The following is a 17,308-nucleotide window of genomic DNA, read 5'->3' on the forward strand; positions in this document are numbered from 1 at the left end:
GGGCGCGGGCGGTGGCCCGGGTTTACACGGGCCAGGTTTCTCCGGGGGCGTAGGCGCGTACCGTGACGCTGTTGCCGGGGTGGGGGCGTACGACATGGACGCGGCCCGCACCGGACACCCGGGCCCTGCCGTCTTCCACGACGAGCAGGGTGTTCTCGTCCACGGCCGCCCCGTACGGCACGTCTCCCCGTCCGACCGCCGCGACCAGCCGGGCCAGCGTCCCCCACTGCGCCGCGTGCACGTCCACCGCGAACGGGACCAGCCCGAGCCCCGCCCGTACCTCGACCTCCGCCAGGTCCTCCCCGGTCTCCTCCGGGCACACCGGGACCCCGTCCACCAGCCATCCGCCGACCACGGCCCGCCGCGCGGCGACGGCGGCCCCGGCGGAGAAGCCCGCGTACGGCACCCCCCGCTCGGCCAGCAGCCCCGGCAGCCGGTCCAGGCAGCCCGCGAGCACGTCCTGGTACGCGGGCGTGAGCCCACCGCAGACCAGCAGCCCGTCGATCCCGTCCAGCGCGGCCTCGGGCTCGAACCGACCGCCGAGCGGCACCGGCAAGGGCACCGGCGCGCACGACGGCCCGGCCTTCCGCAGCACCGTCGCGTACCGCTCGAACTGCGCGGCCCCGTCCCCCTCGTCGACGAGCAGACACCCGACCCGCCGCTCGCCGCGCAACACCCGCAGGAACGGTTCGTACACCTCGGCGCGGTCCCAGCCACCACCGATCAGGAACGTACGGCTGCCCATGCCCTCCCCTTCGACCCCGGTCCACTCGCCGGGCGAATCTACGCGGCGGGCGCCGTCCCCGTCGCCCGAATTAGCGGCTGCCGACGGCCCGGGAACGCGGCCGCGGGGCGGCTCGGCCGGCAGGCGGAACAGCTCGGCCGCGGTGCCGCCGAGCACCCGGTCGCGTACGAACCCGACGAACCGGTCCGGGTCGTCGCCTCCCTGCTGCCGTGCACCACGGACACGGAGACGGGCACCGCCTTGGCGGCCTGCCCGGGCGTCCCCGAGGCCCTGCGCCGCCGCCTGGCCGAGCTGGAGGAGAAGGCCGGCCGCCTGGAGACCGAACGAACGGAACTGCGCCGCCTGCTCACCGGACCGTCCTGACCCGCCGTCATCGGATCGGTCCGTTCATACTCGGGGGAGGGCTGGTCAGGCGTTCTGGATCGCCGCCGGCGGCAGCAGCGCGCGCAGCCGCTCGGTGTCGGGGTGGTCGGCGACCGCCGCTTCCACGGCAGCCTCCAGCGCGGTCTCGGGGCCGTCGTCCTCGGTCTCCGAGCCCCAGCCGGGCAGCCGCACCGTCGCCGGGCGGGCCCAGGAGAACTCCCAGTGCAGCAGCGAACGGGAGCTGAACTCGGCCAGCACCATCGTGCGCAGCGAGCGGTGCAGCCCGGGCCGCACGAACTGCCGGAAGGCCCGTCCCTTCGCGGCGGCCGCCTCCTCGGTCAGGGGCAGCCGCTCCGCCAGCCGCCACAGCCGGCCGTCGTCGGCCCTTCCTGCCCCGCCGGCCCGTCAGGTCAGCCCGTCCTGTCGGCCCGTCCGATCAAGCCCGTCCCGCCGGCCCCGTCCGGTCAGCCGGGGAGGGTGGCCGGGCTGCCGCCGTTGGCCTCGTAACCGGCGACCGCCAGCGCGCGGTGGAGGGCGAAGGCGGCGGCCGGGTCCAAGGACAGGGTCCACGGCAGCGCGCCGACGTGCCCGTCGACGTGTATCAGCTGGTCCATGGTCTCCGCCCAGCGTTCGGCGCGGACCAGGAAGTAGATCAGCAGGTGCCGGACGTGCGGCAGCGTCGGGTCGTCGGGATCCGCGGCGTGCGACGCGTGCAGCGCGCCGTGGATCGCCTTGGTGACGACCTCGCTCCGGTAGAAACTCGCGACCAGGTTCACCTCCGGGAGGTGCTCGAACACCGCGAACAGCGGCAGCGCGGCGAGCAGCGAACCCCGCGGGGCGCGGGCCGCGGCGGCCTCGGCGAAGGAGTACGCCTGTTCCCGCGAGCCGTGCCACTTCTCGCACCAGTAGTGCAGCGCGGCCAGATGCGCGCCCATGTGCTGAGGGGCGCGGTCCAGGATTTTCAGCCACAGTTGCTCGAACTCGTCCCGTGAGTAGCCCAGTCCCCGGGCGATGGAGAGCTCTATGACGTACGGCACCGGGTCGCCGGGAGCCAGCAGGGCCGCCTCCCCGCAGGCCGTCCGGGCCTCCTCCATGATGATCCGGAAGTCGTCCGTGCCCGGCGTGGCCGTCCGCCAGGCCTGCTGCACCAGGAACTCGGCATGCACGGCCGCGCCGCCCGCGTCCTTGGGCTGCTCGGCCCGCCACACCCGCAGCCACTGGCCGCCCGGCGTCTCGTGCACCCCGCCGGGCCGTTGCTGGAGCTCCAGCGCGGCGGCTCCGGCGAAGGCCTGCACCCGCTGCCAGCGCGTCTCGCCCTCGGACTCGGTGCCCGCCAGCAGCTGGGCGGCGGCCCGGTAGTCCTGGGTGCGCTGCACCAGATCCAGGACGTCCAGCAGGTCCTGGTCCGGGCCGGGCAGACGCACGTCCAGCTCCTCCTGGCGCACGAAGCCGTAGGCCGCCGGGTCGGCGGCGTCCGGGTGTCCCGGGGGAACCTGCTCGATCCCGCCCCGCCTGCGCCGGAAGACCGGGAGCAGGACGAGGCTCAGCATGAGCAGCGCCATCAGCAGCCAGAGAATCGCCATGCGTCAAGCGAACCAGACGCCGACGGCAATTGGCGAACCCCGTCCCCGGCCTGTGGACAACTCACGATCAGGGCATGACAGACGGACGGCGGCCGATGCAGAACATGACGAGCGGCTCATTGCGGACGTCAGGAAGCTGCCGGGCGCACTACGCTCGGTGCACATGAGCGACAGGCATATCAGCGAACACTTCGAGACCCTCGCGATCCACGCGGGCAACACCGCGGATCCCCTCACCGGCGCGGTCGTCCCGCCGATCTACCAGGTCTCGACCTATAAGCAGGACGGCGTCGGAGGGCTGCGCGGCGGCTACGAGTACAGCCGCAGTGCCAACCCGACCCGTACCGCCCTGGAGGAGAACCTCGCCGCGCTGGAGGGCGGCCGTCGCGGCCTCGCCTTCGCGTCCGGTCTCGCGGCCGAGGACACACTGCTGCGTACGCTGCTCACCCCCGGCGACCACGTGGTGATCCCGAACGACGCCTACGGCGGCACCTTCCGGCTCTTCGCCAAGGTGGCCACCCGCTGGGGGGTCGAGTGGTCGGTCGCCGACACCAGCGACCCGGCCGCCGTCCGGGCCGCGATCACCCCGAAGACCAAGGCCGTCTGGGTGGAGACGCCTTCCAACCCGCTGCTCGGCATCACCGACATCGCCGCCGTCGCGCAGGTCGCCCACGAGGCGGGCGCCAAGCTCGTGGTCGACAACACCTTCGCCACGCCCTACCTGCAGCAGCCGCTGTCGCTCGGCGCGGACGTCGTCCTCCACTCGCTGACCAAGTACATGGGCGGCCACTCGGACGTCGTCGGCGGCGCGCTGATCGTCAGCGACCAGGCTCTCGGCGAGGAACTGGCGTACCACCAGAACGCGATGGGCGCCGTCGCCGGCCCCTTCGACTCCTGGCTGGTGCTGCGCGGCACCAAGACCCTCGCGGTGCGCATGGACCGGCACAGCGAGAACGCCACGAAGATCGCCGACATGCTGACCCGGCACGCGCGCGTGACCAGCGTGTGCTACCCGGGGCTGCCCGACCACCCCGGCCACGACGTCGCCGTCAAGCAGATGAGGGCGTTCGGCGGCATGGTGTCGTTCCGCGTCGAGGGCGGCGAGGAGGCCGCGATCGAGGTGTGCAACCGCGCCAAGATCTTCACTCTCGGCGAGTCCCTCGGCGGTGTCGAGTCCCTCATCGAGCACCCCGGCCGGATGACGCACGCCTCCGTCGCGGGCTCCCTGCTGGAGGTCCCGTCCGACCTGGTGCGCCTGTCGGTCGGCATCGAGAACGTCGACGACCTGCTGGAGGACCTCAAGCAGGCCCTCGGCTGACAGCCGGCCGTACTCACCAGCCGGTGATCGGTGGAGTCGTCTGCGAGGGCGGCTCCACCCACGGCCGCGCCTCGGCCGCCCACACGGCGAACGCGACGGCCGCCAGGCACGCCAGCAGCCACAGCACCCGGCGCAGGAGCAGCCGCTGCCGCAGCAGCCGGTCCCCGCGGCGCACCGCGTCGCCGCACAGCTCGGGAGGCACCGGTGCCACGGCCCCCTCCATGATCCGCCGTACCGCGGCCTCCCGCTCGCCCCGCTTCACCACGGCCGCCCGGTTCTGCCCTCGCCCGCCCGGCCGGCGGCGCCGGTGCCGCACCGCCCGCGCGCGGGTGGTGCCACCGGGCGGGGCGACGGGGTCGTTCCGCCGGTTCGCCGGTCGCCGGAGCTGCCCTCGCGGGGCGGCGGGGCGGGTGCGTCGGCGCGCCTCATGAGGGCGCCACCCTTCTGCCGACCGGACGGGGCGGCGTCTGCCGGGCGGGGTGCAGCACGGTGGCCGTCGCCCGGTCGCAGAGGGTGTGGACACGTTCCGCGGGCAGGCCGAGCAGGGCCGCCGCCTGTTCCTCGGCCACCCCCTCGTACAGCCGCAGTACGAGGACCAGCCGTTCCCGCGGCGTGAGCGCGGCCAGCGGGCTGCGCGGATCCGGCCGGGCACGGCCGAAGGCGCCGTACCGGTGCCAGGTGCTGCGCGCGAAGCGGGTGGCGAGGAACTGGCGGGCGCAGTCGTACGGGTCCTCGCCGCGCAGCCGGTCCCAGCGCGCGTAGGTATGGGCGAGCGCGAGCGTCAGCAGGCGCCGCGCGCGCGGGTTGGCGTCCGGTGCCTCCGCGGTGAGCAGGGTGGCCGCGTGCAGCAGGCGCCCGGCCGCGCCCGCGACGAACGCCTCGAACTCCCGGGCCCGGCGGGCACCGCGGGCCGACTGCCGATCACGCACCGCGCCTCCCCCCCGACGGGGCCGTGTCCGGACCCGGTCTCAGACGGGGTCCTGTCCGGACCCGGTCTCATATGAGGCCAGCGGCGGGCCCGGGGTCAAGACTCCGGACCTCTCCCGTGCGGTGCGTGACTCAGGAGGCCGGCGGCTGCTCCGTCGCCGGAACGCCCTGCACCGACATCCGCGCCGAGAGCGCGTGGTTGAAGCGGGTGAGGAGCGTGCAGAACTGTTCGCGCTCCTCCGGCGCCCAGTCGTGTGTCAGCTCCGCCATGAGCTGACGCCGGGAGGAGCGCACCTCTTCCAGCCGGGCGGCACCGCGCGGCGACAGCTGGAGGACCACGGCCCGCCCGTCCTCCGGGTGCGAGGTGCGCTTGACCAGCCCGGTGTCGACCAGCGGAGCCACCTGACGGGTGACCGTGGAGGAGTCGATGCCCATGCTCGCGGCGAGTGCCTTGACGCCCATCGGGCCTTCGTTGTCGAGGCGGTTGAGCAGCAGGTAGGCGGCACGGTCCATGGAGTTGCGCACCTGGCCGACACCGCCGAGCCGCGTCTGTTCGGCACGGCGGGCGAACACCGCGACCTCGTGCTGGAGGGTGTCGAGAAGACCGGGGTCACCGACGGTCGTCATGTCCATCGACATTTCAGGTGTTGTGGGCATGGCCGGAGGCTCGCTTCATGAAGGGCTGCTGGGTTGGGGGACAGGGTACGCGGCCCGGCGCCGGGCCGTACCGGCGCTGCGCAAACCGGTCTCGCTGCTTGGTCACACCCGTCGTGCGCAAACGTGAACTGCGATGCTGGAGGCATGAGCTACCGCACGGCCGACTCCTTGCGTTCCGTCACCCTCGACGACGTGCGCGGCGCCCAGAAGATGCTCTCGGGCGTTGCACGGGTGACGGCGATGGAGGGCAGCCGGTACCTCTCCCAGCTGGTCGGCGCACCGGTGCACCTGAAGTGCGAGAACCTGCAGCGGACCGGTTCGTTCAAGCTGCGCGGCGCCTATGTGCGGATCTCCGGGCTGCTGCCGGAGGAGCGGGCGGCCGGAGTGGTGGCCGCGAGCGCGGGCAACCACGCGCAGGGGGTGGCGCTGGCCTCCTCGCTGCTCGGCGTGCACTCCACGGTGTTCATGCCCAAGGGCGCGCCGCTGCCGAAGATCAGCGCGACCCGGGAGTACGGCGCCGAGGTGCGTCTGCACGGCCAGGTGGTCGACGAGACGCTGGCCGCCGCCCAGGAGTACGCGGCCGAGACCGGTGCCGTGTTCATCCACCCCTTCGACCACCCGGACGTGATCGCCGGCCAGGGCACGGTCGGCCTGGAGATCCTGGAGCAGTGCCCGGAGGTGCGCACGGTCGTCGTCGGCATGGGCGGCGGCGGACTCGCGGCCGGCATCGCGGTGGCGGTGAAGGCGATCCACCCCGACGTCCGGATCGTCGGCGTACAGGCGGAGGGCGCCGCCTGCTACCCGCCCTCGCTGGCCGCCGGGCACCCGGTGTCGCTGCGGAACCCGGCGACGATGGCCGACGGCATCAAGGTGGGGCGGCCGGGCGTGGTGCCGTTCGGGATCGTCGGTGAGCTGGTCGACGAGGTGCGTACGGTCAGCGAGGACCAGCTGTCGGCCGCGCTGCTGCTCTGCCTGGAGCGGGCCAAGCTGGTCGTGGAGCCGGCCGGGGCGAGCCCGGTCGCCGCGCTGCTGGCCGCGCCGGACGCCTTCGAGGGCCCGGTCGTCGCGGTCCTCTCCGGCGGCAACGTCGACCCGGTGCTGATGCAGCGCGTGCTGCGGCACGGCATGGCCGCGCAGGGCCGCTACCTGGCCGTACGGCTGCGGCTGACGGACCGGCCGGGTGCGCTCGCCACGCTCCTCGGGGTGCTGTCGGCGGTCGACGCCAACGTCCTCGACGTGAGCCATGTCCGCACCGATCCCCGGCTCGGGCTCACCGAGGCCGAGGTGGAGCTGCACCTGGAGACGAAGGGGCCGGTGCACTGCGTCGAGGTCGGCCGGGCCCTGCGGGACGCCGGCTACACGGTCATCGACTGACCCTGGGCCCCACCGCCCCCCGGAGCACGCTGTCGGCACCCGTTCGAGTGAGATGTATTGAGAGACGCGATACATCGCGTTATGGTTTTCCTGTGCGACAGACCGCCCGTCCGCCGCGTACCTGTATCCGTATCTGTATGCGTATCCGTGTTCGCGTTCGGGTCCGTGAGAGCGAGGGGCGCGGGTGCGGCAAAGACGGGCGGCGGCGGGCGCGCGGACCTAGCCTTTTGCGGGAAATCCCCGCACCGACATCCCCGATGACGTGGAGACAGACATGTCAGGCGCGTTGATCTACTCGGTCCTGATCATCGTGGTCTTCCGCACCCTCGCGGTGCGCAAGTACCGCTCGGCGACCGCCTGACGCCCGGATCTCCCGCCCGCGCGACGGTCTCCTGGGACGACAAAGCCCCCGGCGGCCCTCAGGGGCCGCAGGGGGCGGGGAAGCGAACCGGGGAAGGATCAGCCCACGTAGGGCTCGGCCTTCAGGATCCGCACAGAGGCCTTCTTGCCGTTCGGCAGCTCGTACTCCGCGTCCTCGCCGACCTTGTGGCCGGTGACGCCGGCGCCGAGCGGGGACTGCGGCGAGTACGTCTCGATGTCGGCGCTCGCGTACTCGCGCGAGGCGAGCAGGAACGTCAGCGTGTCGTCCTCGTCACCGTCGAAGGCGATCGTGACGACCATGCCCGGCGCGACGGCACCGTCCGCGGAGGCCGGAGCTTCGCCCACCTGGGCGTTCTCCAGCAGCTGGGTCAGCTGGCGCACACGCAGCTCCTGCTTTCCCTGCTCCTCCTTGGCCGCGTGGTACCCGCCGTTCTCGCGCAGGTCGCCCTCCTCACGCGCGGCCGCGATCTTGGCGGCGATCTCCGTGCGCGCAGGACCAGTAAGGTACGCAAGCTCGTCCCTGAGCTTGTTGTACGCCTCCTGGGTCAGCCAGGTGACGTTCTCGCTGGTCTGGGTCACAGGGTGCTCCTCGTCGGTACTGGGAATACAAAGCATCGCCCTACCCAGAAGAATGTTCCCTCTCGGGTGGGCGAAACCACGAGCCTAACAATTCACGGGCGGAAGGGGGAGGACATAAGCCACGGGAATCACATCAACGCAGGTCGGAGCCTACGCATTCCGGGCGGACGCGGGGAGTGTCCGCCGGCCGTCAGCCGGTGTGGCAGCCCAGCAGCTGCGCGGTCGTGCCCCGCGCGGTCGTACGGAGCGTGACGACCCGGTCGATCCGCGTGGCCGAGCCCGTGAAACGGAAGTCGGCCCGGCCCACCTCGGCGCCGTCGGAGGACTGGGAGCGCAGGGTGCAGTAGCCGGAGGCGCCGGAGTCCTTGTGGACCTCCAGATGGACCTCGACCGCGTCGTCCGACGCCTTGAAGGCGATGACCTGGGCGCTGATCTCGTTCTCGGCGACATAGTGGTAGGCGAAGTAGCCGATCCCGGCGAGCAGTGCCGCGCCCAGCACGGAGCCGGCGATCTTGAGCTTGCGGTCGGCGCGCTCGTCCGAGGGGCGGCCGTAGCGGCCCTCGGGCAGCCGCGTGCTCGCGGTACTCATGATCGTCCTCTCCGCGGAATTATTCGCCCCCCGATTCGGTCACTATAGAAGCCCCCGCCCGCCGTTCGACCGCCACCCCTCAACGACGTCCCTCCGGGACGGCATCATTGAATGCCCCATCAACCCGGGGCGCCGACTTACCGAGGATTGAGTCTTGACTGACCAGTTGCGACTGATGGCCGTTCACGCGCACCCCGACGACGAGTCGAGCAAGGGCGCGGCCACCATGGCCAAGTACGTGTCCGAGGGGGTGGACGTGCTGGTGGTGACCTGCACCGGCGGAGAGCGTGGGTCCATCCTCAATCCCAAGCTGCAGGGCGACGCGTACATCGAGGAGCACATCCACGAGGTACGCAAGAAGGAGATGGACGAGGCCCGCGAGATCCTCGGCGTCGAGCAGGAGTGGCTCGGCTTCGTCGACTCCGGCCTGCCGGAGGGCGACCCGCTGCCGCCGCTGCCCGAGGGCTGCTTCGCCCTGGAGGACGTCGACAAGGCGGCCGGTGAGCTGGTGCGCAAGATCCGCTCCTTCCGCCCGCAGGTGATCACCACCTACGACGAGAACGGCGGCTACCCCCACCCCGACCACATCATGACCCACAAGATCTCCATGGTGGCGTTCGAGGGCGCGGCGGACACCGAGAAGTACCCGGAGGCCGAGTTCGGGCCCGCCTACCAGCCGCGGAAGCTCTACTACAACCAGGGCTTCAACCGCCCCCGCACCGAGGCGCTGCACCAGGCCATGCTCGACCGCGGCCTGGAGTCCCCGTACGGGGACTGGCTCAAGCGGTGGGACGAGATGGTGCGCTCGGAGCGCACGCTGACCACCCACGTCCCCTGCGCGGACTTCTTCGAGATCCGCGACAAGGCGCTGATCGCCCACGCCACGCAGATCGACCCGGACGGCGGCTGGTTCAAGGTGCCGCTGGAGCTGCAGAGGGAGGTCTGGCCGACCGAGGAGTACGAGCTGGCGAAGTCCCTCGTCGATACGTCCATCCCCGAGGACGACCTCTTCGCGGGCATCCGGGACAATGCCTGACATGAGCGCAAGCGTGAGCCTGGCAGTGACGCATCTCGTCCCCCTCGCCGAAGAGGTGGACAAGAACAAGGTCACCCCCGGTGTCCTCGGCTTCATCGTCTTCGCGGTGATGGCCCTGGCCGTGTGGGGTCTGATGAAGTCGATGAGCAAGCACATGCAGAAGGTCGACTTCAAGGAGTCCCCGGACGCCGAGGGGGAGCCGGCCGGCAAGAAGGCCGACTCCACGGCACAGGGGGGCTGACGCCCAAGGTCACCGCCCCGCCGGTACCGCCACTCCCATCACCTCCCGGGCGTGGCGGTCCGGTGTCATGCGCAGCCGCCAGGCCTGCCAGCCGGCCTCCAGCCGGATCCCCCGCTCCAGCAGCAGCGCGTACGCCGAGACGTAGTCGTCCAGCTTCTCGTCCCGCAGCGGATGCGTGGTCCGGGCCAGCTGGGCCAGCTCCTCCTGGGCGACCGCCGTGCCCACCTCCACCCCGCCCGGTGCCGCGTACGGCAGGAGGGTGCAGCGCAGGAAGCGGGCCCAGTCCTCGCCGCGCCGGTCGCCGTAGGAGGCGAACAGGGTGAGCGCCTCGTCGCACAGCGCCAGCGCCTGCTGGGTCCGGGCGTTGCCCGCGTCCACCACGGCCAGCTCCAGACAGGTCCAGGCCTCGCCGTGGGCGACGCCGATCCGCTGGAAGTCGGCCCGCGCGTCCACCAGCAGCTGACGGGCGAAGCCCGAGTTGCGCAGCGAACCCGTCTGCGCGGCCCGCTGGTCCCGGGTCGCCCGCGCCGAGTGATGCCGGGCGCAGGCCAGGCCGTACACGTCACGCATCCGGGAGAACATCGTCCGGGACCGCTCCAGGTCGCGTACCGCCAGGTCCAGCTCGCCGGTCTCCTCCAGCGCCTGCCCCAGGTAGTACAGCGTCCACGCCTCACCGCGCACGTCCTCGTTGTCCCGGTGCCGGGCGACCGCCTGGCGCAGGGCGTCCACGGCGGCGGAGGGCTCGCCGGCCACCAGCCGGGCCCGGGCCAGCTGGGTCAGTGCCCACGCCTCCCCGCGGGCGTCGTGCGTCCGGCCGTACCGCTCCAGGGCGGCCCGCAGCTCCGTCTCCGCGCGCGGTACGTCCCCCAGCCGCAGCGCCAGCTGGCCCAGCTGGAAGTGCGCCCACGCCTCGCCGTGCACCGAGCCGCCCTCGCGGTGCAGCACCAGGGAGCGGGTGAGCAGGTCCTGCGCCTCCGCCAGCCGGGCCCGGTCCCGCTGGACCGCCGCCAGCGCGTGCATCGTCCACGCCCGGTCCGTCGCCAGCTCCGGCGCGGCCTGCAGGTCCAGGGACTCCTGGAGCTTCGCGGCGGCCTCGGTGAGGTTGCCCTGGTGGTGCAGCGTGATCCCGAGTGAGGTCAGCGCGCGGGCCGCCCCCGCGTCGTGATGGGCCTCCCGGTACAGGTCGACGACCGAGGCCAGCGTGGCGCGCGCCTTGTCCAGCTCACCCAGCTGCCGGGCCGCGATACCGGTACGCCACTGCACCGAGCGCACCAGCAGCCCCTGGTCCACCGACTGCGCCAGCTCGCTGATCTCGCCGAGCCGGTACAGGTCGCCGCGCAGCAGGCAGTAGTCGCACAGCGCGCCGAGCAGATTGAGCACCGCCGCCTGGTCCACTCCCTCCGCGTGCCGCAGGGCCGCCGTGATGAAGCTGGACTCGTCGTCGAGCCAGCGCAGCGCCTCGTCGAGCGAGGGGAAGCCGTGCGAGCCGAACTGGTTCGACCGCGTCGACATGTTCCCGTCGACCAGGCGCAGCACCGAGTCGGCCAGCTCCGCGTAGTTCACGATCAGCCGCTCCTGCGCCGCAGTGCGCTCGGCCGGGTCCTCCTCGTCCAGCAGCCGGGCGTGCGCGAAGGCCCGCACCAGATCGTGCAGCCGGTAGCGGCTGCCGCGCACATGGTCGAGCAGCCCGGCCCGGGCGAGCGCCACCAGATGCCGGGTGGCCTCCGCCTCGTCGGTGGCGAGCAGCGCGGCCGCCGCCGCCGCGCCCAGCGAGGCCCGGCCGGCCAGGGCGAGCCTGCGCAGCAGCCGGCGCGTGGGCTCCGGCTGGTCGGTGTAGCGCAGCCACAGCGCCCGCTCCACCGGCTCCACCGGGCCGTACGCGCCCAGGTCCGTGGCCAGCTGCCGCGGTGAGCGCGGGCCGAGCCCGGAGCCCGCGATCCGCAGCGCCAGCGGCAGCCCGCCGCACAGCCGGCGGACCTCGTCGGCGGAATCGGCGTCGTACGGCCCCGACGTGTCCTCGGCCGTCAGGGTCAGCAGCTCCTCGGCGCCCGCCGTGTCCAGCGCCCGCACCGGCAGCTCGTGCACCCAGGCCCGCAGGTCCGCGGGAAGGCCGAGGGGCGTCCGGCTGGTCACCAGCACCAGGCTGTCGGACCGCTCCGGGACCAGGGAGCACACCTGCGCCGGGTCCGAGACGTCGTCCAGCACGATCGTCACCGGCAGACCGGTCAGATGCCGGTGATACAGCTCGCCGAGCCGTTCGACCTGCTGGTCAGGGGAGGAGCGCTCCCGGAACAGCAGCTGTTCACGGGGCGCGCCCAGCCGGTTCAGCAGGTGCAGCAGGGCGTCCCGGGTGGTCAGTGGTGCCTCCTCGCGGCTGCCGCCGCGCAGGTCCACCACGACGGCGCCCCTGAAGTGGTCCCGCAGCTCGTGCGCCGCGCGCACGGCGAGCGTGGTCCGGCCGGAGCCGGGCTCGCCGTGCAGCACGACCACCGTCGGGCGCGTCTCGGTGGCCGCCCGGGCCGCCTGCGCCCACTGCCTGATCCGCCCCAGCTCCGCCCGGCGTCCCGCGAACGGTCCGTCGGCCTCCGGCAGATGACCGAAGGACTGCTCCAGCACCGAACGTCTGCGGGCCGCCGCGCTCTTGTCCGTGCCGCGCAGTGCGGGGCCGCCGGTCTTCTTCGCCCCGGTGGAGGCGCCGATCACCCGCTGCTGGTCGAGGAACGGGCGGATGCCCCGCACCTCCAGCGCGGTCAGCCACTGCAGCCGCAGCTGCTCCGCGCCACCGGGCTGGCCGGCCGCGCCCGCGCGGTGGTGAACGGCGGGCAGATGCGCGCCGGCCACCTTCACCACGGTGGCCGCGGCACCCACCGCGGCCGCGGTGACGCCCGCGCCGACGGCCGGTCCGGCACCCGTGCCCAGCGAGAGGTCGGCGACAGCGGCGGCGACGGCGGCGACGGCCGCCACCAGCAGGGCCGTTCCGGCACCGGCGCGCGCGTACCGCTGTCCGAAGGTCAGCCGCCCGGCCTCCGCCTCGTCCAGGGCGTGCGTATAGGCCTCGTACTCCTCACCGGCCGCGCCGGCCATCGCGTCCAGGGCGCCGCGCGCCCGCGACAGCAGCAGCTGACCGTCGATCCGCCCGCCCGAACGCCGTACCTCCTCCTCCACGGCCCGCACCAGCAGCCGCTCGGCCTCCGCCCGATGGCCGTCCCGCATGTCACGTCCCCCTCCGGCGGCAACTCCTTTGCGTACGAGTGTCCTTCGGGAAGGGGCGGCAGCGCGAGGGGCTGACGATCGGCGGGATGTGGGAGAAGTGTGGCGACATGCCGAGGACGCGTCGGCGGCGTCCGGCGCCGGCCGGTGCGGCCGGACTACCGGCACTCCGTGCGCCGGTGTCCCTCGGACAGCGCCACCCCAGCGCAGACACCCGCCACCACCCCCTCCGCCACCGCGCAGGCCAGCGCCTGGAGGAGGGCCGGGCCCGAGTGGGCGGTGGTTATGTCCAGCCAGGCGTCCAGGACCGCCACCGATGCCGTCGCCGAGGCCGTGAGGCGGGCGCGGGCGTCGCCACGCAGGCCCAGCAGGGCCGTCGCGGCACAGCCCGTCGCCAGGAGGACGTCCAGGCCGATCCACGCCAGTGACCAGTGGTGGACACGGGCCGTGCCCGGCAGGGTCACCGCCAGCACCGCCATCCACGGCACCAGCAGCGCCGCCGACGCCCCCAGCAGAATCAGCGTCCACTTCCGCCACCCGGACATGCCCATCCCGTGCCCCCGCCCCGTCGTCCGTCGTCCGTCGTCCCGCGCCCGGCGGTCCGATCCACTGCCATCACCCTAGACCGCAGAGAAATCTCTGCAAAGAAAAATCGGCAGATCTCAGGGTCGTCTCAGGGAGACTCGGGGTCTCTCAGGGTTACCGTGACCCCATGACCGACGGCCTGCCCGAGATGACCAGCCTGGAGCGCACCGCTCTCTACAAGTCCCTCGGCAACCCCCTGCGCCGCCGGATGCTGGAGTACCTCGGCCGGCACGGCGAGGCGAACTCCACCGTCCTCGCCCGCGAGCTGGGCGAGAGCTCCGGCACCACCAGCTACCACCTGCGCAAACTCGCCGAGCAGCGGCTCATCGAGGAGATCCCGGAGAAGTCCGGCGGCCGGGAACGCTGGTGGCGCGTGCTGCCCTTCCGGCACACCACGCCCGACCCGGCCGGCATGGCCCCGGAGGAGTACGCGGCGGCCGTGGAACTGGCCAACCTGAAGATCGAGTTCGACTCCGCCCTCTACCGCCGCGCCCACATGGAGTACCGCGGCCCGGAGGGCTGGTCCCAGGTCCAGCGCCACCAGACCTGGATGACCAGGGAGGAACTGCTCGCCTTCATGCGGGAGTACCACGCCCTGCTGGACCGGTACAGCCACCCGCGCGAGGAGGCCCCGGAGGACGCACGCTCACTGCTGGTGCGCTTCTACGCCGTCCCCGAGCCCCTGGGGGACCGGAACGAGGAGCGGAACGCGGACCGGAACGCGGACCGGAACGGCGAACCGGCGGCGGGCTGACCCCGGCCGGGAAGGCACGCGAGTCGCTGTGGAGGCCCGTCGGTGTGGCCATCGTGATGCCGGCGTCGACGGCACAGACAGCCATCGACGGCACAGGCAGCAGAAGGACAGACGGGGGAGCACATGTCCGCGGACAACGGCGCGTTCACGGGTACGCCGCCGGGACCACAGCCGCCACACCAGCCGCACCAGCCGCGCTGGGCCTGGTGGGTCGTCGGCATCGTGATCCCGCTGGTCGGAATCATCGTCACCGTCCTGGTGAGCCGGCCGGACTCGTCCGGCGACAAGAGCGTGGCGCAGGCGCCCGCACAGTCCTCCGCCGCGGCCGGCTCCACCGACGCGCACCGGTCCTCCGGCACGGACGGGTCCTCCGGCGCGAACCCGGCCGCCGACCAGCCGTCCACGGAGCCGGGCAAGGGCGCCCAGGCGGCGAAGGCGGCGTTCGGACCCGAGGTCTTCCGGGCCGACACGACCAACTCCGGGTCGTACATCGATTTCGACACGGCCGAGCCGCTCGTGGTGGCCAACTCCACCCCCAAGGGCGCGGACGTCATCATCAGCGCGTCGACCGGCGGCGCTCCGGACCTGTTCGTGCCGGACTCCCGCATGGCGCTCGCCCCGCCGGCCGGCTCCGGCGCCGCGCCGACGGCCGAGGAGTGCGCCGAGAGCGTGGAGCGCAACGCCACCTACACCCTGCCGGCGACCCGCGGCGACTTCTGCCTGACGACCACGGAGGGCCGCACCGTCCACCTCAAGGTCCTCACCGCCCCGCCCGCCGGCCTGGCGAAACTCGAGGTCACCGTCTGGGCCTGACGTCCGGCGCGCGGCTACTGCGGCAGGATGGGAACATGCCGAATCGACTGGCCCATGAGACGTCCCCGTATCTGCTCCAGCACGCCGACAACCCCGTCGACTGGTGGCCGTGGTCGACCGAGGCTTTCGACGAGGCCCGCAGGGCGAACAAACCCGTGCTGCTGAGCGTCGGGTACAGCAGCTGCCACTGGTGTCACGTCATGGCCCACGAGTCCTTCGAGGACCGGGCCACCGCCGACTTCCTCAACGAGCACTTCGTCAGCGTCAAGGTCGACCGCGAGGAGCGTCCCGACGTGGACGCCGTCTACATGGAGGCCGTCCAGGCCGCCACCGGGCAGGGCGGCTGGCCCATGACGGTGTTCCTCACCCCGGACGCGGAGCCCTTCTACTTCGGCACCTACTTCCCGCCCGCCCCGCGCCACGGCATGCCCTCCTTCCAGCAGGTCCTGGAGGGCGTCCGGCAGGCGTGGAGCACCCGGCACGACGAGGTCTCCGAGGTCGCCGGGAAGATCGTGCGCGATCTCTCCCAGCGGGAGATCGTCCGCCAGGCCGCCGAGGCCCCCGGCGAGCAGGACCTGGCGCAGGCCCTGCTCGGGCTCACCCGCGAGTACGACCCGCAGCGCGGCGGATTCGGCGGCGCGCCCAAGTTCCCGCCGTCCATGGTGCTGGAGTTCCTGCTGCGCCATCACGCGCGCACCGGCGCCGAGGGCGCCCTGCAGATGGCCCAGGACACCTGTGAGCGGATGGCCCGCGGAGGGCTGTACGACCAGCTCGGCGGCGGGTTCGCCCGGTACTCCGTCGACCGCGACTGGATCGTGCCGCACTTCGAGAAGATGCTGTACGACAACGCCCTGCTCTGCCGGGTGTACGCCCACCTGTGGCGGGTCACCGGCTCCGACCTCGCCCGGCGGGTCGCGCTGGAGACCGCCGACTTCATGGTCCGCGAACTGCGCACCCCGGAGGGCGGTTTCGCCTCCGCGCTCGACGCCGACAGCGACGACGGCACCGGCCGGCACGTGGAGGGGGCGTACTACGTCTGGACGCCCGGACAGCTGCGCGAGGTCCTCGGCGACGACGCCGAACTCGCCGCCCAGTACTTCGGCGTGACGGACGAGGGCACCTTCGAGCACGGCCAGTCGGTCCTTCAGCTCCCGCAGACGGAAGGCGTGTTCGACGCCGAGAAGATCGCCTCCGTCAGGAGCCGGCTGCTGACCGAGCGGGACGGGCGGCCCGCACCCGGCCGGGACGACAAGGTCGTCGCCGCCTGGAACGGCCTCGCGATCGCGGCGCTCGCCGAGACCGGCGCCTACTTCGACCGGCCCGACCTGACCGAGGCCGCCCTCGGCGCCGCCGACCTGCTCGTCCGCGCCCACCTGGACGAACACGGGCGGCTCGCGCGCACCAGCAAGGACGGCCGCGTCGGCCCCAACGCCGGCGTCCTGGAGGACTACGCCGACGTCGCCGAGGGCTTCCTCGCGCTCGCCTCCGTGACCGGGGAGGGCGTCTGGCTCGACTTCGCCGGACTGCTCCTCGACCATGTGCTCGCCCGCTTCACCGACCCGGAGGACGGCTCCCTGTACGACACCGCCTCCGACGCCGAGCAGCTCATCCGCCGGCCCCAGGACCCCACCGACAACGCCGCACCCTCCGGCTGGACCGCCGCGGCCGGCGCGCTGCTGGGTTATGCCGCGCACACCGGCTCCGCGCCGCACCGGACCGCGGCCGAGCGGGCGCTGGGCGTCGTGAAGACGCTCGGTCCGCGCGTGCCCCGGTTCATCGGCTGGGGCCTCGCCGTCGCCGAGGCACTGCTCGACGGGCCGCGTGAGGTGGCCGTCGTCGGACCGGCCCTGGAGGACGAGCGGACGGCCGCCCTGCACCGTACGGCCCTTCTGGGCGTCGCCCCGGGCGCGGTCGTCGCCTGCGGCACCCCCGGCAGCGACGAGTTCCCGCTCCTCGCCGACCGCACCCTCGTCGACGGCGCACCGACCGCGTACGTCTGCCGCGGCTTCGTCTGCGATCTGCCGGTGACGGACCCGGCGGCCCTGCGGGCCGGACTGTCGGACTCCTGACCGGCCCGCCCGCCCGGTCCGCGCCGACCGGACCGGGCAGGCGGCGGAACCGGGCAGGCACGCGAGACAGGGCAGGCGGCGGGA

18 protein-coding genes are annotated in these 17,308 nt (G+C 73.0%); 8 read left to right on the top strand and 10 right to left on the bottom strand.

Annotated elements, in window-relative coordinates; all coding sequences use genetic code 11:
• Positions 1-22 precede the first annotated feature (22 nt).
• Entirely contained in the window at positions 23-745 is a 723-nt protein-coding gene (locus FHS34_RS14870; protein WP_184965185.1) for a type 1 glutamine amidotransferase family protein, read from the bottom strand.
• Between the two features lie 240 nt (positions 746-985).
• Here FHS34_RS14870 and FHS34_RS43450 point away from each other — a divergent pair, with 240 nt between their 5' ends.
• Entirely contained in the window at positions 986-1,108 is a 123-nt protein-coding gene (locus tag FHS34_RS43450; protein ID WP_280528489.1) for a hypothetical protein, read from the top strand.
• Between the two features lie 45 nt (positions 1,109-1,153).
• On the opposite strand, the gene FHS34_RS14875 is transcribed toward FHS34_RS43450, so the two are convergent.
• Together FHS34_RS14875 and FHS34_RS14880 are read right to left on the bottom strand one after the other, a co-directional pair.
• Positions 1,154-1,402 carry a hypothetical protein gene (locus FHS34_RS14875; RefSeq protein ID WP_313149132.1) on the bottom strand — a complete coding sequence of 83 codons (249 nt, stop codon included), beginning with the start codon at positions 1,400-1,402 and terminating at the stop codon, positions 1,154-1,156.
• 170 nt (positions 1,403-1,572) lie between these two features.
• Positions 1,573-2,691 carry a hypothetical protein gene (locus FHS34_RS14880; RefSeq protein WP_184965187.1) on the bottom strand — a complete coding sequence of 373 codons (1,119 nt, stop codon included), beginning with the start codon at positions 2,689-2,691 and terminating at the stop codon, positions 1,573-1,575.
• 163 nt (positions 2,692-2,854) lie between these two features.
• Between FHS34_RS14880 and FHS34_RS14885 the strand changes: the two genes are divergently transcribed.
• Positions 2,855-4,009 carry a cystathionine gamma-synthase gene (locus FHS34_RS14885; RefSeq protein WP_184965195.1) on the top strand — a complete coding sequence of 385 codons (1,155 nt, stop codon included), beginning with the start codon at positions 2,855-2,857 and terminating at the stop codon, positions 4,007-4,009.
• Between the two features lie 13 nt (positions 4,010-4,022).
• Here the strand turns inward: FHS34_RS14885 and FHS34_RS14890 are convergent, their stop codons facing one another.
• The 3 genes from FHS34_RS14890 to FHS34_RS14900 all read right to left on the bottom strand — a co-directional run bounded on the left by FHS34_RS14890 (position 4,023) and on the right by FHS34_RS14900 (position 5,575).
• Entirely contained in the window at positions 4,023-4,271 is a 249-nt protein-coding gene (locus FHS34_RS14890) for a hypothetical protein (protein WP_184965336.1), read from the bottom strand.
• Between the two features lie 163 nt (positions 4,272-4,434).
• The gene (locus FHS34_RS14895; RefSeq protein ID WP_184965197.1) at positions 4,435-4,938 is read right to left on the bottom strand and encodes a sigma factor-like helix-turn-helix DNA-binding protein; all 504 of its coding nucleotides are present in this window, start codon (positions 4,936-4,938) and stop codon (positions 4,435-4,437) included.
• Positions 4,939-5,068: 130 nt separating this feature from the next.
• A complete protein-coding gene (locus tag FHS34_RS14900) occupies positions 5,069-5,575 on the bottom strand; it encodes a MarR family winged helix-turn-helix transcriptional regulator (protein ID WP_184965338.1) in 507 nt (168 codons plus the stop codon).
• A gap of 162 nt (positions 5,576-5,737) precedes the next feature.
• Between FHS34_RS14900 and ilvA the strand changes: the two genes are divergently transcribed.
• The gene (gene ilvA / locus FHS34_RS14905) at positions 5,738-6,967 is read left to right on the top strand and encodes a threonine ammonia-lyase (protein WP_184965199.1); all 1,230 of its coding nucleotides are present in this window, start codon (positions 5,738-5,740) and stop codon (positions 6,965-6,967) included.
• A gap of 459 nt (positions 6,968-7,426) precedes the next feature.
• Here the strand turns inward: ilvA and greA are convergent, their stop codons facing one another.
• Both greA and FHS34_RS14915 read right to left on the bottom strand, forming a co-directional pair.
• A complete protein-coding gene (gene greA, locus FHS34_RS14910; protein WP_184965201.1) occupies positions 7,427-7,927 on the bottom strand; it encodes a transcription elongation factor GreA in 501 nt (166 codons plus the stop codon).
• A gap of 190 nt (positions 7,928-8,117) precedes the next feature.
• A complete protein-coding gene (locus FHS34_RS14915; protein WP_184965203.1) occupies positions 8,118-8,516 on the bottom strand; it encodes a DUF4307 domain-containing protein in 399 nt (132 codons plus the stop codon).
• A 154-nt stretch (positions 8,517-8,670) separates the two neighbouring features.
• Between FHS34_RS14915 and mca the strand changes: the two genes are divergently transcribed.
• Positions 8,671-9,552, top strand: coding sequence for a mycothiol conjugate amidase Mca (gene mca, locus FHS34_RS14920; RefSeq protein WP_184965205.1), 882 nt, complete (start codon positions 8,671-8,673; stop codon positions 9,550-9,552).
• Entirely contained in the window at positions 9,545-9,793 is a 249-nt protein-coding gene (locus tag FHS34_RS14925; protein ID WP_184965207.1) for a hypothetical protein, read from the top strand. Before mca ends, FHS34_RS14925 begins: the two co-directional genes overlap by 8 nt.
• A 9-nt stretch (positions 9,794-9,802) precedes the next feature.
• Here FHS34_RS14925 and FHS34_RS14930 read toward each other — a convergent pair whose 3' ends face one another.
• Complete coding sequence (locus FHS34_RS14930) at positions 9,803-13,006, bottom strand: tetratricopeptide repeat protein (protein WP_184965209.1); 3,204 nt, start codon at positions 13,004-13,006, stop codon at positions 9,803-9,805.
• A 155-nt stretch (positions 13,007-13,161) separates the two neighbouring features.
• Complete coding sequence (locus FHS34_RS14935) at positions 13,162-13,548, bottom strand: hypothetical protein (RefSeq protein ID WP_221508892.1); 387 nt, start codon at positions 13,546-13,548, stop codon at positions 13,162-13,164.
• Between the two features lie 167 nt (positions 13,549-13,715).
• Between FHS34_RS14935 and FHS34_RS14940 the strand changes: the two genes are divergently transcribed.
• The 3 genes from FHS34_RS14940 to FHS34_RS14950 all read left to right on the top strand — a co-directional run bounded on the left by FHS34_RS14940 (position 13,716) and on the right by FHS34_RS14950 (position 17,224).
• The gene (locus FHS34_RS14940; RefSeq protein WP_184965211.1) at positions 13,716-14,342 is read left to right on the top strand and encodes an ArsR/SmtB family transcription factor; all 627 of its coding nucleotides are present in this window, start codon (positions 13,716-13,718) and stop codon (positions 14,340-14,342) included.
• A gap of 123 nt (positions 14,343-14,465) precedes the next feature.
• On the top strand, positions 14,466-15,155 hold the full coding sequence (locus FHS34_RS14945) for a hypothetical protein (RefSeq protein ID WP_184965213.1): 690 nt from the start codon (positions 14,466-14,468) through the stop codon (positions 15,153-15,155).
• Positions 15,156-15,190: 35 nt separating this feature from the next.
• Positions 15,191-17,224, top strand: a complete 2,034-nt coding sequence (locus FHS34_RS14950) for a thioredoxin domain-containing protein (RefSeq protein WP_184965215.1) — start codon at positions 15,191-15,193, stop codon at positions 17,222-17,224.
• Positions 17,225-17,308: the final 84 nt, after the last annotated feature.

Origin of the sequence: Streptomyces echinatus (assembly GCF_014203595.1) — a bacterium.
In the GTDB taxonomy this organism is placed as follows: domain Bacteria; phylum Actinomycetota; class Actinomycetes; order Streptomycetales; family Streptomycetaceae; genus Streptomyces; species Streptomyces echinatus.

Coding starts and splice junctions, on each gene's coding strand:
- FHS34_RS14870 (WP_184965185.1), bottom strand. CDS start 745: ATGGGCAGCCGTACGTTCCTGATCGGTGGTGGCTGGGACCGCGCCGAG.
- FHS34_RS14880 (WP_184965187.1), bottom strand. CDS start 2,691: ATGGCGATTCTCTGGCTGCTGATGGCGCTGCTCATGCTGAGCCTCGTC.
- FHS34_RS14885 (WP_184965195.1), top strand. CDS start 2,855: ATGAGCGACAGGCATATCAGCGAACACTTCGAGACCCTCGCGATCCAC.
- FHS34_RS14900 (WP_184965338.1), bottom strand. CDS start 5,575: ATGTCGATGGACATGACGACCGTCGGTGACCCCGGTCTTCTCGACACC.
- ilvA (WP_184965199.1), top strand. CDS start 5,738: ATGAGCTACCGCACGGCCGACTCCTTGCGTTCCGTCACCCTCGACGAC.
- FHS34_RS14915 (WP_184965203.1), bottom strand. CDS start 8,516: ATGAGTACCGCGAGCACGCGGCTGCCCGAGGGCCGCTACGGCCGCCCC.
- FHS34_RS14925 (WP_184965207.1), top strand. CDS start 9,545: ATGCCTGACATGAGCGCAAGCGTGAGCCTGGCAGTGACGCATCTCGTC.
- FHS34_RS14930 (WP_184965209.1), bottom strand. CDS start 13,006: ATGCGGGACGGCCATCGGGCGGAGGCCGAGCGGCTGCTGGTGCGGGCC.
- FHS34_RS14935 (WP_221508892.1), bottom strand. CDS start 13,548: ATGTCCGGGTGGCGGAAGTGGACGCTGATTCTGCTGGGGGCGTCGGCG.
- FHS34_RS14940 (WP_184965211.1), top strand. CDS start 13,716: ATGACCGACGGCCTGCCCGAGATGACCAGCCTGGAGCGCACCGCTCTC.
- FHS34_RS14945 (WP_184965213.1), top strand. CDS start 14,466: ATGTCCGCGGACAACGGCGCGTTCACGGGTACGCCGCCGGGACCACAG.
- FHS34_RS14950 (WP_184965215.1), top strand. CDS start 15,191: ATGCCGAATCGACTGGCCCATGAGACGTCCCCGTATCTGCTCCAGCAC.